Source organism: Vicinamibacteria bacterium (assembly GCA_035620555.1).
In the GTDB taxonomy this organism is placed as follows: domain Bacteria; phylum Acidobacteriota; class Vicinamibacteria; order Marinacidobacterales; family SMYC01; genus DASPGQ01.
Window position 1 is genome coordinate 1 of the sequence record DASPGQ010000317.1, and the last position, 13,751, is coordinate 13,751.

14 protein-coding genes are annotated in these 13,751 nt (G+C 62.8%); 9 read left to right on the forward strand and 5 right to left on the reverse strand.

Features of this window, described 5'->3' with window-relative positions:
• Positions 1-219: 219 nt before the first annotated feature.
• On the forward strand, positions 220-588 hold the full coding sequence (gene queF, locus VEK15_13015) for a preQ(1) synthase (GenBank protein HXV61611.1): 369 nt from the start codon (positions 220-222) through the stop codon (positions 586-588).
• A gap of 250 nt (positions 589-838) precedes the next feature.
• Complete coding sequence (locus tag VEK15_13020; protein HXV61612.1) at positions 839-2,101, forward strand: MgtC/SapB family protein; 1,263 nt, start codon at positions 839-841, stop codon at positions 2,099-2,101.
• A gap of 30 nt (positions 2,102-2,131) precedes the next feature.
• Here the strand turns inward: VEK15_13020 and VEK15_13025 are convergent, their stop codons facing one another.
• A complete protein-coding gene (locus VEK15_13025) occupies positions 2,132-4,096 on the reverse strand; it encodes an AMP-binding protein (protein ID HXV61613.1) in 1,965 nt (654 codons plus the stop codon).
• Between the two features lie 46 nt (positions 4,097-4,142).
• Here VEK15_13025 and VEK15_13030 point away from each other — a divergent pair, with 46 nt between their 5' ends.
• From VEK15_13030 to msrP, 5 genes are all read left to right on the forward strand, one after another.
• Positions 4,143-5,534 (forward strand): mercuric reductase, encoded by a 1,392-nt coding sequence (locus VEK15_13030; GenBank protein ID HXV61614.1) that lies wholly within the window; start codon positions 4,143-4,145, stop codon positions 5,532-5,534.
• 32 nt (positions 5,535-5,566) lie between these two features.
• Complete coding sequence (locus VEK15_13035; protein ID HXV61615.1) at positions 5,567-6,667, forward strand: hypothetical protein; 1,101 nt, start codon at positions 5,567-5,569, stop codon at positions 6,665-6,667.
• Positions 6,664-7,260: a hypothetical protein gene (locus VEK15_13040; protein HXV61616.1), complete on the forward strand. Its 597-nt coding sequence runs from the start codon at positions 6,664-6,666 to the stop codon at positions 7,258-7,260. Before VEK15_13035 ends, VEK15_13040 begins: the two co-directional genes overlap by 4 nt.
• A 68-nt stretch (positions 7,261-7,328) precedes the next feature.
• Positions 7,329-7,910 carry an outer membrane beta-barrel protein gene (locus VEK15_13045; protein ID HXV61617.1) on the forward strand — a complete coding sequence of 194 codons (582 nt, stop codon included), beginning with the start codon at positions 7,329-7,331 and terminating at the stop codon, positions 7,908-7,910.
• A gap of 65 nt (positions 7,911-7,975) precedes the next feature.
• Positions 7,976-8,977, forward strand: a complete 1,002-nt coding sequence (gene msrP / locus VEK15_13050; protein HXV61618.1) for a protein-methionine-sulfoxide reductase catalytic subunit MsrP — start codon at positions 7,976-7,978, stop codon at positions 8,975-8,977.
• A gap of 29 nt (positions 8,978-9,006) precedes the next feature.
• Here the strand turns inward: msrP and VEK15_13055 are convergent, their stop codons facing one another.
• On the reverse strand, positions 9,007-10,263 hold the full coding sequence (locus VEK15_13055; protein ID HXV61619.1) for a hypothetical protein: 1,257 nt from the start codon (positions 10,261-10,263) through the stop codon (positions 9,007-9,009).
• Here VEK15_13055 and VEK15_13060 point away from each other — a divergent pair.
• Positions 10,262-10,621 carry a DUF423 domain-containing protein gene (locus tag VEK15_13060; protein HXV61620.1) on the forward strand — a complete coding sequence of 120 codons (360 nt, stop codon included), beginning with the start codon at positions 10,262-10,264 and terminating at the stop codon, positions 10,619-10,621. The genes VEK15_13055 and VEK15_13060 overlap by 2 nt on opposite strands.
• A 108-nt stretch (positions 10,622-10,729) precedes the next feature.
• The gene (locus VEK15_13065; GenBank protein ID HXV61621.1) at positions 10,730-11,161 is read left to right on the forward strand and encodes a hypothetical protein; all 432 of its coding nucleotides are present in this window, start codon (positions 10,730-10,732) and stop codon (positions 11,159-11,161) included.
• A 69-nt stretch (positions 11,162-11,230) separates the two neighbouring features.
• Here VEK15_13065 and VEK15_13070 read toward each other — a convergent pair whose 3' ends face one another.
• The 3 genes from VEK15_13070 to VEK15_13080 all read right to left on the reverse strand — a co-directional run bounded on the left by VEK15_13070 (position 11,231) and on the right by VEK15_13080 (position 13,560).
• Positions 11,231-11,998: a TatD family hydrolase gene (locus VEK15_13070; protein HXV61622.1), complete on the reverse strand. Its 768-nt coding sequence runs from the start codon at positions 11,996-11,998 to the stop codon at positions 11,231-11,233.
• A gap of 173 nt (positions 11,999-12,171) precedes the next feature.
• Positions 12,172-12,846 carry an ion channel gene (locus VEK15_13075; GenBank protein ID HXV61623.1) on the reverse strand — a complete coding sequence of 225 codons (675 nt, stop codon included), beginning with the start codon at positions 12,844-12,846 and terminating at the stop codon, positions 12,172-12,174.
• Between the two features lie 108 nt (positions 12,847-12,954).
• Positions 12,955-13,560 carry a hypothetical protein gene (locus VEK15_13080; protein HXV61624.1) on the reverse strand — a complete coding sequence of 202 codons (606 nt, stop codon included), beginning with the start codon at positions 13,558-13,560 and terminating at the stop codon, positions 12,955-12,957.
• Positions 13,561-13,751: the final 191 nt, after the last annotated feature.

Here is a 13,751-nt window from a genome sequence, read left to right on the forward strand (position 1 = left end):
GTCATCGCGCCTCCCGACCTTCGATACCAGGTGGACTTCGACACCGGTCTTCTCACCGTGACGCCCACGGCGGGTCTCAGCGGCCGCCATTTCTTCACGGTGGCCACTGCCGTCTCCGTCGATGCCGTCGATTACCAGGTCGTCCCGATCGTCATCGAGCCCTGAGCCCACGCGAGCGGTTGTAGCGAAAATGGGGCGCAAGCTCTACACTTTTCCGCCATGGCGAGCCCCGAGATCCTAGAATGCTTCGACAACCCCGCTCCCGGGCGCGACTACGTGATCGAGCACGTTAACGAGGAGTTCACCAGCGTCTGCCCCAAAACCGGTCATCCGGACTTCGGAACCATCACGATTCGATATTGCGCCGACCGACGGTGCGTCGAGCTCAAGTCGCTCAAGCTCTACTTCCAGGCCTACCGCAACCAGGGCATCTACTTCGAGGCGGTGACCAATCGAATCGCGGACGATCTCAACGAAGTGATGAAGCCCCGCTGGCTCGTCGTCCAGACCCTTTGGCGGGGACGCGGAGGCATCCGCTCGAAGATTACCGCCACGCGCGGCGACGTCCCTGAAGCACAGGCGCCTTAGCAGGCTGATGAAAAAGTACATTCCAGCCTGCGCGAGCGGAGCGAGCCCGGCGCAATCGTCCGCATTCGGGCTGCTTCGCGGGAATGAGATGTTGCGGGGCTGCCCCGAAGGGCTGCCCACCGCAAAGTTGCCGCGCCGTAAACAGCCCGAGCCGTGGCGGCACGATCGATTACGGGTCCCGCCACGGCATTGAGCAGTGTAAAGACGTGACAGCCAACAGACTTCTCTCCCGGCGCGATCCGTTTGTCCAATGAGCACCGAGCTCCTCTATCGGTTCGGCACCGCGGCCGCCATCGGATTACTCGTCGGCCTCCAGCGCGAGTTCGCCTACGTCGACCAGAAAGAGTCCACCCTGGCTGCCGGCGTTCGCACCTTCGCCCTGCTCGGGCTCACCGGATGCACCGGTGCTCTGCTCGCCGACGAGCTCGGCTCCCCCTGGGGGCTCGTCGCACCCATCTTCCTGGTCGGAGCACTCGTGGTCGTCGCTTACCTGATTACCGCGAAGCGCGGTGACGTCGGCATGACGACGGAGATCGCGGCCATCGTGACGCTCCTCGCCGGTGCCCTCTGCTACTTCGACCGGGAAGAGTTGGCAGTGGCCCTCGGCGTCGTGGTGACCCTGCTCCTCTCCTTCAAGCTCGAGATCCACCAGTTCACCCGCCGCCTGACGCGCGAAGACATCATCGCCATCGTCAAGTTCGGGGTCATCACCGCTATCGTGCTTCCCGTGCTGCCCCGGACCGGCCTGGGTGACCCACCTTTCGATGTCCTCAACCCGCATCGTATTTGGCTGATGGTCGTCCTGATCTCCGGCTTGAGTTTCCTCGGCTACGTGGTGATGAAGCTCATGGAATCGGCGCACGGCATCGCCCTTACCGGTCTTCTCGGGGGGCTTGCCTCGAGCACGGCGGTTACGTTGACGTTCTCACAGCGAAGTCAGCACGCGAGCGGTCTCTCCCGAGTGTTTGGCATCGCCATCCTCATCGCCTGGGTCACGATGTTCGTCCGCGTCGTCGTGGAAGTTGCGGTCGTCAACCGAACCCTTATCGGCTCCCTCTGGATCCCGATGTTCCTTGCGGCGCTTTCGGGAGCACTCTACTGCCTGTTTCTTGCTCGATCGAAAGGCAGAGGAGGCGGCGACCAGGACGTCGATTTCTCGAACCCGTTCGAGCTGGGACCGGCGATTCGCTTCGGCGCTCTATATGGTTTGATCCTGCTCGTGTCTCGTGTCGCCCAGATTCATTTCGGCAACGAAGGAATCTATTTCTCCTCGGTAATCGCGGGATTCACGGACGTCGACGCGATCACTCTCTCCATGGCCGAGCTGAGCCTGCCCGAAGGAGGTCTCGACCCCTCGGTTGCCTCACGAGCCGTCACGCTGGCGGCCATGGCGAACACCGTCGTCAAGGCGGGCATCGTCCTGCTCACCGGGAGTCCCGCGATCAAACGGGCAGTCGTGCCGGGCTTTTTGCTGATGCTATCCGCCGGACTGGGAGCCGCCTTTCTGTTATGAAGTTTCGACGAAGGGCCTTTTTGCTCGAGCCTACCCGGCGCGATCGCCTCGCTGGTATCGCGCGCGCAGCTCCCGTCTCATGACCTTGTTGGATGCGGTTCGCGGCAGCGAATCGACCTCGACCACCTCGTGAATCCTGAAGAGGGGGTTGAGCTTCGCGGCGATCGCTCGACCGAGCGTATTCTGGAGCTCATCCCCCGAATGGCCCAAGGCGGCAGGAACTACGAACACCACCAGCTTCTCGGCACCGCCTCCTCGGGGTTGTACGCCGACGGCGGCGCTTTCGAGCACCCCCGGGTGCTCGTTGACCACCCTTTCGAGCTCGAGCGACGATACCTTGATTCCCCCGAGATTCATCGTGTCATCGGCGCGGCCCTGGGCCCGGAAGTAGCCTTTCGCGAGCAGGGCCATCTCGTCGCCGTGACGCCGCAGTGTTTCGCCGTTCGGTCCCGGGGGACAAGCCTGGTAGTAGACGTCGTGATGGTCCCGGTTCAAGAGCCGCTGAGAGAGCCCGAGAGAGGGCGGAACGAGGAAGAGCTCCCCCGTCTGCCCTTCCGAAACCTCGTGGCCTCGCTCGTCGAGCACGTAGAATTCCGTGCCGAGGGCCTTCGCCGAGAACGTGCCTGGCGATGCGGAGTGGAGGACGGTGCCGGTGATATGTCCTCCGCCGATCTCGGTGCCGCCGAGATACTCGATCACCGGCGCCCGGTACTCCGCGCGACTCATCAGCCAGAGAGTGTCCTCGGAGGTGGAGGCCTCGCCGGTAGAGCTGAAGACGCGAACCCCGGCGAAGTCGCCGTCGCCGACGCTCTCGGACTGCCGCCAGTTCCGCACGATCGACGGGACGACGCCGAGCATGGTCACACCCGCCTCGCGAACGAATCGGGTGAAGGCCTGGCCGGCCGGCGCGCCCTCGTAGAGAGCGATCGTCGCTCGGTTCAGAAGGCTCGCGTAGATGAGCCAGGGCCCCATCATCCAGCCGATGTTCGTCGGCCAGCACACGACGTCTCGCGGGTGGATGTCCTGGTGGAAATGCCCGTCCAGGGCGCACTTGAGAGGGGTCAGTTGCGTCCAGGGGATGGCTTTCGGATCTCCCGTCGTTCCCGATGAGAAGAGGACGTTCGTCACGTGCTCGGGCTCCGTGATCTCGATGACGGGCCGATCGGCCGAATCGAGAACGTCGGACCAGGCGATGTCGCCAGCCTCGAGCCGCGCCTCTCCGATGACGATCGCACGCCCCCCTCCGAGCAGCCCCAGAGCCTCGCGCACCTTGGGATAAAGCTCGATTCGCCGCCCGGCTCGACCGTAGCTCGAGACGGTGACGACCGTCCTGGCGCCCGCGATCTCCAGGCGCTTTGCGAGCTCGCCCGCCGAAAAGCTGTCGGCGATGGAAACGACCGCGCAACCGGAGCGCACCAAGCCCAGATAGGCGATCACGCACTCCGGCGTCATCGGCATGTAGAGCGCGACGCGGTCTTTCGGCACGTACCCGAGCCCCCGCAGTCCGTTGGCGAAGCGCAGGGTCTCCCGCTCGAGCTCCGCGTAGCTCATCGTCTCGACCGCTCCGCCGTCCTCGCGCGCGCAGACGATCGCGGCGGCTTCGGGGCTCGACGAAAAGCAGCTAAGGACGATGTTGAGTCTGGCGCCCTCGAGCCATCGCGGATCCTCGACTCCTCGGCTGAGATCGAGGACGCTGCGGGGTCGCGCGGCGAATTGGATCCCGAGACGAGTCACGACGCGATCCCAGAACGCCTCGCGGGACTCCACCGAAAAGCGGTGGAGCGCCGAGTAGCTCGAAAGCGACAACTCGTTCATGAACGAAGCGAGGTTGGATCGCGCGACAGTCGATTCGTCCGGCCACCAGGCGACGGGGGGCCCCATGGAGGACGGCCGATCGGCATAGGCACTCTGAAAACGCCGCCAGTGCTCGCTGAAATGATACCGTCCGCCGCCACGAACGTCTTCGACGAAACTCCGCCACTCCGCTTCTCCCATGGCGCCTCGAGCGTCGATGATACATTCCCCGAGGAGGGGTCCGGAAATGGGCACCAGAGAGTCTTACGAAGCCATCGTGATCGGAACCGGGCAGGCGGGAAAACCGCTCGCGAGGAGCTTGGCAGAGGCCGGGCGACGTACCGCGATTATCGAAAAAGAAGAAAAAGTCGGTGGGAGCTGCGTGGTCAGGGGGTGTACGCCTACCAAGACGATGGTGGCAAGCGCACGCGTCGCCTATCTCGCCCGCCGCGCCACCGACTACGGCGTGTCGACCGGACCCGTGTCCGTCGATCTCGACAGGGTACGGGAGCGGAAGCGTAAGATCGTCGATCGATTCAGCGAAGGAAATCGGAAAGGGCTCGAGCAGCAGGCCAACCTCGAATTGATCTTCGGCGAAGCGAGCTTCCTCTCCGAGCGCGAGATTCGAGTCACTCGGCCAGACAGAACCGAAGCTCGGTTGAAGGCACCCCTCATCTTCATCAACGCGGGAGCCCGGCCGAGTGTCCCCGACATTCCGGGGCTATCGGACGTGCCCTATCTCGACTCCACTTCGATCATGGAGCTAGCACGGGTGCCCGATCACCTCGTCATAATCGGAGGCGGTTACATATCCGTCGAGTTCGGCCAGATGTTTCGCCGTTTCGGTGCGCGAGTCACGATCGTGCAGCGGCGAGAACAGCTTTTGCCGCGCGAGGACGAAGACGTGGCAACCGAGCTGGCGACCATCCTGCGAGAGGAAGGCATCGATACCCTTGTCTCATCCGTCCCGCAGAGCGTGGCTCGCAATGGCGAGGGAAGTACGATTCTGGTGGTCGACACCCCCGAGGGGGGACGGACGGTTTCCGCCTCGGTCCTGCTCGTGGCAACGGGCCGCGTTCCCGACACGGCGGGTTTGAACCTCGAGGCAGCGGGGATCGAGGTCGATCCAGGGGGTTTCATTCCTGTAAACGAGCGGCTCGAGACCCAGGCCGAGGGCATCTATGCCCTGGGGGACGTCAAGGGCGGCCCCGCGTTCACCCACATTTCCTACGACGATTACAGAATCATCGAGAGAAACTTGCTGGGAGACGGTAAAGGAACCATCCGGGGTCGGTTCGTTCCCTACACCGTCTTCACCGATCCGGAGCTCGGCCGCGTGGGACTTTCGGAGCGGCAAGCGAAGGCAGAAGGCCTCGCTTATCGCGTCGCCAAACTTCCGATGAGCCACGTCGCCCGGGCGCTCGAGTCGGACGAAACACGCGGATTCATGAAAGCCGTCGTCGAAACGGACACCGATAGGATTTTGGGCGCGGCCATACTCGGCGTCAATGGCGGCGAGGTCATGAGCGTCGTCCAGGTAGCGATGATGGGAGGCCTGTCGGCAAGAGAACTGCGGGACGGCGTTTTCGCGCACCCGACGCTTTCCGAGTCGTTGAACAACCTCTTCATGAAATTGTGAACCGAGAAGCGGCTCGAGAACGGGTTGAAGTGATGCCGAAAACGGATCGCGCGCGAATCTCGCCGCGCCAGCTGGGAGCGGCTCTCGCGCTGTCCGCGAGTCTGCTCGTCGTGAACCTGCTCCCGACCCGGGGCCTACCGGTCGCCCGTGACGACGCCCCCGGTCTCGACGCTCACGTCTATCTCGCAATGGCCGATTCGCCTTTGACCTTCACCCGAGCTCCGTATGCCTATCGATTGGGTGTGCCACTCGTCGTTCACTGGCTTCCCTTCCCGCACGAGGCTTCGTTTCTCGCGCTGACGCTCGGCGGTCTGCTGCTCACCATGGTGCTGGGGTACACATTCTTCCGCGTCATCGGATTCGACCACGTGATCGGCTTGCTGGGTGTTACTTTCCTTGGCACCGCGCCGGAGGTCTCCGTCTTTCTCCGGAACCATTTTCTCGTCGACCCGCTCGCCCTGACGTCCATCGCGCTGCTGCTCCTCGCCATCGAGCGCGAGATCGACGACGGTCCGATGGCATTGCTCCTCCTCGTGAGTACTCTCGTCAAGGAGAGCGCCTTCTTTGTCGTGCCGGTCCTGTATCTTCGTCTTTCCGGCGCAAAGGTTCTCGATCTGCGAGCTGCGTGGCGCACCATGGTCGTGTCAATGCCCGCAATCGTGGCGGTCCTCATCTTACGTCTTTTCTGGGCACCCGACGGCGTGCTGTTCCCCTATTTGACTCCCTGGTCGGTTGATCGCGAACCGTGGTTCGGCTCGATGGAATCCTATCGGGCTTTGTGGAGAGGTCTTTTCAGCTACCTCGCGCTTCTCGCAATCGCCAATGCTTTCGACACGAACTGGCGCCGCTTCGCCCGTCGCTATTCACCTTATGCCTTGCTCGTCGCGGCGCAGCTCTTCGTGCCGATGAACGAGGAGAGGCTTCTCTACTTTGCGTTTCCCGTCGTCGTACCCCTCGCGCTCGTCGAGCTCGAGCGCTTGCGATACGAACTGCCCCAGTGGTCGGCGCTTCTGATCACGATCCTGGTGTTCTGCTATCTCTTCGTTCCCGATCGGCCAGCCTATCCGATCGCGATCGTCATCCTGGGTCGCCTCCTGATCGAGCGCCGACGGACGCGCGAGGGGCCCCGATGAGCCGCGGCAAACACTGGCTGACCTTGTCGTCGTGGCTCGGCTGCGGTGTCGTGCTCGTCATGTTGTGGACCGGTCTCGACCCGTATCGCCGCCCTCCCATCGAGGGCGCCTATGGCCCCCACCTCCGTCACTACTACGCCTCCTCCCTCGCCAAAGCCGAAGAGCTCGAAGATGCGGGCTCGTATCAGCTCGTTCCCGAAGACTCTTGGCATTTGCTCAGCGGATGGGAAGAGACGCCGACTAGGTCGAACCCACCGAGAGCCCTGGCGAGACCGCGTCGCGTTCGGCTTCTCGTACCCGTCGCTCGAGCGCAGCCGATCACGATTCGCCTCGATATTCGGGTCATTCCGGAAGCCAACCAAGAGCCCGAGCCCATCGTGGTGGAATTTGGGTTGAACGGCGTTTCCGCGGGCCGGGCCCAGGTCTCGGGAGGAAGGAACACCGTGTTATCGTTCGAAGTTCCCGAACCCACGGTTTATCGAGGCGACAACATCGTCTTCCTGTATCGCGTCACACGCCGGGCGGAGTCATCACCCTGGCTGTCGCTCGGCACGGTAGACGTCTTGGGCGCTGACAGTGGAGAAGCGCGGTGACACGATGACTCCTCGTCGTCGGCTCCACGGTCTAGAACGACACCCACTGGTTCAGTATGATTTCGCCCGTGCGGATCCAAAGGGACGGAGATTACCGGGTGCGCTCGAATCTGCTGATATTCGTTTTCCTCCTCGCCTCGGTACAGGTAGCGGCGCAGGGCCCCGCGAACCGAGGAGAGCTTTTCGCAGGGATTGGAGCGTCTCGTGTGGGCGGTGACGAAGGCTCCCTCGGGAATGGACCTTATCTCCTCGGTGGAGTCGGATTCCGTCTCGCAACCAGAGCGTCGGTCGAGGTAGACGCGTTTAGGGCGCAGCACGAACGCGAGATTGCCGGCGGCCCCCTCGAGGGGACCGCCACCGGGGTGTTCGGAAACGTGGTCTACCACTTCTCGGAAGGACGGACGCAGGTCTTCGTGACGGGAAGCGCGGGACTACTTCGCTCCGAGACAACCCATACTTACCCGGTCGGTGGCACGCCGACCACCTTCCGGTCGGAAGAGAATGGCTTCGCATGGGGCGGTGGAGGAGGAGTCAAGATTTTTCTGACGCCACGTTTCTCGCTTCGTCCACAGTTTCGTCTGGTCTTTAGCGAGGCAACCGGAGTCATGGGGCTGGCCGCGGCGTCCATTGGGACGGGCTATCACTGGTAGCGGAAGGGCGTAGGCTACATCGGAATCGGAGATGCTAAGATGTGAGCTGCGGAGGCTCGACGGTGATGAAGAAATATCTGCCCGACGTCCCGTCGCGAGACGTCACTCCCCCGGAAATCTTCTTCGGCCGCAGGCGGTTCATTGCCTCGCTCGGGATGGGCATGGTGGCGGCCCCCTACTTTCTGCGGGCCGCTGAGCCCGATCTGCTGACGCCGCCTTACGAGAACGCCAAAGTGTTTCCCGCGCCCGCCAACGCGAAATTCCAGGTGCCGGAAGCGATCGAGCGAAAGGACCTGACGCCGAGGGAAATCGCCGCGGCGCACAACAACTTCTACGAATTCCTGCCGGGGCGCGGAGGCCCCGTGTGGCGTCACGCCGGGGAGTTCGAAGTGACACCCTGGAAGCTCGAAGTCTCCGGGGAATGTGCCAAGCCGCGGACGTTCGATCTCGACGACCTCCTCGCCTTCGATCAGGAGGAACGCGTCTATCACTTTCGCTGCGTCGAGAGATGGGCGATGAACGTGCCCTGGACGGGTTTTCCGCTGTCCAAGCTTCTCGAAGCGGTCGAGCCGAAGAGCTCGGCCAAGTTCGTCAGATTCGTCAGCGCGGTCAAGTCCAAGCAGATGCCCGGCGTTCGCGAGGCACACTGGTACCCGTGGCCCTACCACGAGGGGCTGCGCATCGACGAAGCGACGAACGAGCTCGCGCTCGTGGCAACCGGCGTGTACGGCAAACCGCTCCTCAAGCAGCACGGGGCGCCCGTCCGCATCGTCGTTCCGTGGAAGTACGGTTACAAGAATCCCAAATCGATCGTGAAGATGGAGCTCGTCTCCAAGGAGCCCGAGACCTTCTGGCAGATTCAGCCCCACGAGTACGGCTTTCTTTCGAACGTCAACCCGTTCATACCGCACCCACGGTGGAGTCAGGCCGAGTCCCTCTGGCTCGACAATGAGGAACGCTTTCCCACACCGCTGTTCAACGGCTACGAACGATACGTTGCCGAGCTCTATCCCGACGAGCCGCGGGCTCTCCAAGACCCGCTGGAGCCAGGGCAGAAGGCTCGCTGAGTTTTCGTCGATCCTGGCTCGTCGGCCGCTCAGGAAATCTCGAAGCGGAGGAAGAGACCGACGCCTTTGGGGCGTTTTCCATAGACGAACTCGAGCTGCTCGTCGACCCAGTAGAGATTGGCATAAGCACCCACGCCCCATCGGGCATCACCGACTCGTAGAAAGTCGAACGCATACCCCGAGCTGAGCTTCGATACCGCGTAGATGTCGTCGTGCCGCCGATCGGCGGCGATGAAGAGCTCGTCCTTCTCCGCCCACTCGAACCGCGCGAAGATCGCGTGGGCAGAAGCGAACCGAACGCTGGTCTCGGCGAGAAGCGCGTTCTGATGGGGTGAGACGCCGGGGGTGAAGTGTATATGCACGCCCGGCGGAAGCGACGACGGGGGCGCGGTGAGCCGCTCGGTATCGTTGCGGCCCCAGGCGACCATGGTCTGCCAGTTTCCCGTCTCGAGGGGCCGATTGTAAATCACGGATGCGGTCGTCCTGACAACGTCGAGACCCGGGTGGAGACGATCGGGTTCTGTGAGCTTTCCCGCGCTTGCCTGAAACGACCAGTTTCGTTTCGGGTTCCAGGTGACGCGCCCGGAGTAAGAATCCAGTCGGAAGCGCTCCAGGTTCCAGCGATATTGGTCGGGCTCTCGACCGTTGAAGACCGAGCCCTCGACTCGAAGCGAATCGACGAAGGTGAGGCCGAAAGTCAATACCCCATAGCTGATGTGGGTGGCATCGAGCCAGTGGTGGGTCAAGGGGGCGACCGGATTGACCGCAGACGAGAGTCGGTGCATGAACGCGGATGGACCGAGGGCCGGTTCCCCTACCGGTGCGAGGTAGACCTGTAGCGGCCCCTTTCGAAACCGCACGGCGATCTCCATGAGCAGGTCGTGCGGGTGCTGTCGGTCGAAGAGGGGATTGCGGCCATCGGCCGACTCGCCGGTCTGCAGAAGAAGGGGATAGCCGTCCCCGCCCAGCGTCGGCTCGAGCGAGCCCATGAAGCGAACACCGAGCTCCCCGCCCCAAAGCCCGCGGCCGGCATCGAGCATCACCATGTTCGTCGAGAACGTCTCCTCCCGTCCGCGCGGCTCAGATTCGGCCTGGAACACGAGGTTCAGAAACCCGTGAATCATCAGATGCCAGTCACCGGCGCCAAGGTGCACTCCTTCCATCGGTGTCGAATCGGGAAGGCGGCTCGTCCCCGAGCCCGTTCTCGGCTGAGCCTCACTGGCGGCGGACAAAGCCAGGGTGACGAGTAGCAACGAAGTCTTTTGCGTTAGACTCCCAACCATCATGCCCTGGTTTCGTCTCGGAAGCGTCTTCATGTTCCTGGCGGTGGCGCTCGGAGCATTCGGCGCCCACTCTCTTCGACAGCGACTCCCACCCGAGATGCTGGCCGTTTTCGAGACCGGCGTCCGCTACCACTTCTACCATGCCCTCGGCCTTTTTGCCGTTTCCTGGCTCACCGAGCGCCAAGCGAGCGCACTCGCCGCCGGAGCCGGATGGGCGTTCACCATCGGCATCCTCGTCTTCTCGGGCTCACTCTACCTCTTGAGTGTGACCGGCCAGCGTTGGCTCGGTGCCGTTACACCCCTTGGCGGATTGGCATTTCTCCTGGGGTGGGTGCTCCTTTTCCTCGCCTCGTTCCGTTGAGCTCGCGGTTGGCGTGAAGGGAAACTTGGTTGCATAATGGAACCTCTTGTTCAATCGAACCAATGTGCCTGAGGGCCAGGGGCCACGGGCATGAAGGAGAAGAAACACATGAGATTTCGTTCCGTAGTCGTTGCCGCGGTCGCCGTCCTGTTCGTGGGAATGGGTGGAGCCGCCTTCGCACAGAAAGCTCGAATCGACACCTACCACAAGGCCCTATCGGGCAAGTTGACTGCGATGGTGGCACAAGGCCAATCCTGCAAGGTAAACATGAACGACTCCACCGACGGAGAGGGCACGGATGCCGAGATCCGGCTCACCATGGGCATTCGGGAGTTCGAGTCGTTCGCACCGATCGCGGTTCTGGAAGCGGCCGCCATCCCGCACAAGTTCCCCGCGGTTAACATCTACGTGCGGCACGAGGCCACCGGTCGCGTGGGGCGCATCAACTTCCGGGACGCCGAGCCGCTCGCGGCATCCTATGCCGCGGGAGAGCGCGAGAAGGCCATCGAGGAAATGAAAAGCTCCATCACCTGGCACTGATGAACGTACGGCGTCGCGGCGAGGAACGATTCCTCGCCGCGATGCGTGGTCCGGCTCTCCACGATTCGGTCAGGCGGGCAGACCCCAGAGCCGCTGCGTATTCTCGACCACTGCCGATCGCACCTCCTCTTCCCGAACCCCTTTGATCTCGGCGATCGCCCGAAGCGAAATCACCAAGTTAGCTGGCTCGTTGCGCTCACCCGCGACCGGTCCGAGAACCGGGCTGTCGGTCTCGAGGAGGAGGCAGCGGAGCGGCAGCCGTTCCACCAACTTCTGCTTCTGGGGCGAGCGCACGATCGACGGAGGTACGGAGAAGTAATACCCCGCCTCGACCGCAGGCATCGCTTTAGACGCGCGGCCGTCGAACGCGTGGAGCTGTACTCGCCGAGCGCCACGTTCCAACAAACAGGCGACGGTTCTCTCGCCCGCCGAGCGGGAGTGCACGTTCAGGGGCAGATCGAGCTCGAGCGACAGATCGACGAAACCCTCGAAGCTCGCCCGCTGCCTCTCTCTCCCGCCTTCGTCCTGTACGCGCCAGTAGTCGAGACCGACTTCTCCGATCCCCACCAGTTGCTGGCGATGCTCTCGAATCCACTCGACGAGCTGCCGGGCCTGAGCGGTGTCAGGGTATTCGGGATGGAGACCGGCGAGCGGTCGAACCATATCGGGGTGCGCGGCGGCGAGCGCCAGGTTCGCTTTCGCATCCTCGAGGGTCTCGCTCACGGCGAGGACGAAACCCACGCCGGCCGCCCGGGCTCGAGAAAGCACGTCGTCTCGATCGGAATCGAACTCGCTCGCGGTCAAATGCGCGTGGGTGTCGACGAGCACATCGCTCATCGGTGCATTCTCCGTCATGCGGCGGAGCACGCCAAAGCTCCCTCTGCCTTCGTGAGCTCACAGACAAAGCGATCCGATATAACGAGTCATGCATTATCAAGCTCATTCATGAATTATGCGGATACCGTTCGCTGATAGAGAACCATGTTCGCAGCAGGAGCAAGCGACCGAGCTCAACCGTCGTTCGATCGGCTCGCCGTCGCGGATGCGATGTGCAGCCCCACCATTCGGGCGATCAGGATTCCTACGTAGAGCTGCCCGATCACCGCTTCGACCACGGCCAGGGCGCGGGCGATGGGCTTCACCGGAGTGATGTCACCGTAGCCCAGCGTGGTCAGCGTAACGTAACTGAAGTAGCCAAGAGAGTCGACCAACTCCTGGGGATTGCCCGATATCGACTCCGGCATTCGAAAGGCTCCGGGGTCGACCCAGAAGACGAAGCGGTATAACCCAGCCCAAAGAAGCCCGATCAATAGATAGGCGCAAGCGGCTCCGTAAACCGTGTTCATGGTCACCCTGCGGCTCCCCAGCACCTCTCCGAGGATGGTGTAGCCGAGGATCAGGATGAATCCCATCATGAGAACGTCGGCGATCGCCAGCGAGAGCGGAGTGGCCCAGGCGGTGCGGGCAGCGTTGACCAGAACGAAGCTTCCGCCGAGCGTTAGCGCGCCGACGAAACTCCGATGGTAGTGCCGGCGCCACACGAAGGCCACGGCGAAGAACACCACCGCGGTGGAGGTCAGGCCCACGGCGAGCCGGAAGAGATAGCCGAGACCGGTCATCGCGTTCAGGATGAAGAGGACCAGGAGAGAGGTCAGCAGTGCCAAGTAGTCGTACTTGCGATCCAACGAATCCTCGCTTCAGAGAACGGGCCGCTCGTCAGAACCATTCGTCGTTGAAAACGAATGCGAAGAAAACGAAGAGACTCGGAGCCTCTCGTCGAGCAAACGACCCTCTCAGAATCGCACGCCCAGGCCGAAGTCCAGGCGGTTCACTTTCAGCGGCTCGATGTCGGTCATGATGTTCAGCCATTTGAAGCCGACCTCGCCGGTCACCACCGGGCCGAGGAGGACACGCACACCAGCTCCGAGGGCGAGTGCTCCCGCGGTCTCTTCGGCGTTGAAGTCGCTCACCTCGTCGGTTACGTCGGTCATGCCATCGAAAAAGCGAAGCTCGGGCGATACTTTTCCCACGCCGCCTTCGGCCTGGAAGTACACCTGCACCGTCTCACGGTTCTGGACGACGAAACGGATCCCGCCGGCCCCGTACTCGGCGGGTAGCTTGCCCTCGATGTTCAGCCCGGCCACCCCGCTGAGGGTGCGGAGGAACTGAGCAAAATTCCCGGTCAACGTGTCGTTCATGTGCGAATAGGTGCCGATGATTTGAATGCTCGGGGTGATTCCCACTCCCGCGGTGAACCCGAAGGACGAATCGGTTCTCTCCGCAAAAGTGAAGCCGAGGTTTCCCACGACGAATCCACGGTCCTGGCCGTTTACGAGCGCCGGCGCCGCGAGAAAGACCGATCCGATGAGCACACCGACGAACGGGAAGCGCGAGGGCATGAAGAACCCTCCTCAGAGTGAAATGACGTGAGTTGCGAGAGGAAATCTAGCGTGGAAAACGAAGGCGCGCAAACCCGGCGCTCGCTCTCAGGTCTCATGCGCCGCTGACCAGGAGGCTCGAGCTCGGCGTCGTCGAGCACACGGCGCGTCCCTAGGATCCAGGTGGCGCGACTCCCGCAGCGGACTTGGTT

Excerpts from the sequence above, each read along its gene's own strand:
- queF (HXV61611.1), top strand. The coding sequence starts at position 220 with ATGGCGAGCCCCGAGATCCTAGAATGCTTCGACAACCCCGCTCCCGGG.
- VEK15_13020 (HXV61612.1), top strand. The coding sequence starts at position 839 with ATGAGCACCGAGCTCCTCTATCGGTTCGGCACCGCGGCCGCCATCGGA.
- VEK15_13025 (HXV61613.1), bottom strand. The coding sequence starts at position 4,096 with ATGGGAGAAGCGGAGTGGCGGAGTTTCGTCGAAGACGTTCGTGGCGGC.
- VEK15_13030 (HXV61614.1), top strand. The coding sequence starts at position 4,143 with ATGGGCACCAGAGAGTCTTACGAAGCCATCGTGATCGGAACCGGGCAG.
- VEK15_13035 (HXV61615.1), top strand. The coding sequence starts at position 5,567 with ATGCCGAAAACGGATCGCGCGCGAATCTCGCCGCGCCAGCTGGGAGCG.
- VEK15_13040 (HXV61616.1), top strand. The coding sequence starts at position 6,664 with ATGAGCCGCGGCAAACACTGGCTGACCTTGTCGTCGTGGCTCGGCTGC.
- msrP (HXV61618.1), top strand. The coding sequence starts at position 7,976 with ATGAAGAAATATCTGCCCGACGTCCCGTCGCGAGACGTCACTCCCCCG.
- VEK15_13060 (HXV61620.1), top strand. The coding sequence starts at position 10,262 with ATGCCCTGGTTTCGTCTCGGAAGCGTCTTCATGTTCCTGGCGGTGGCG.
- VEK15_13055 (HXV61619.1), bottom strand. The coding sequence starts at position 10,263 with ATGATGGTTGGGAGTCTAACGCAAAAGACTTCGTTGCTACTCGTCACC.
- VEK15_13065 (HXV61621.1), top strand. The coding sequence starts at position 10,730 with ATGAGATTTCGTTCCGTAGTCGTTGCCGCGGTCGCCGTCCTGTTCGTG.
- VEK15_13070 (HXV61622.1), bottom strand. The coding sequence starts at position 11,998 with ATGAGCGATGTGCTCGTCGACACCCACGCGCATTTGACCGCGAGCGAG.
- VEK15_13080 (HXV61624.1), bottom strand. The coding sequence starts at position 13,560 with ATGCCCTCGCGCTTCCCGTTCGTCGGTGTGCTCATCGGATCGGTCTTT.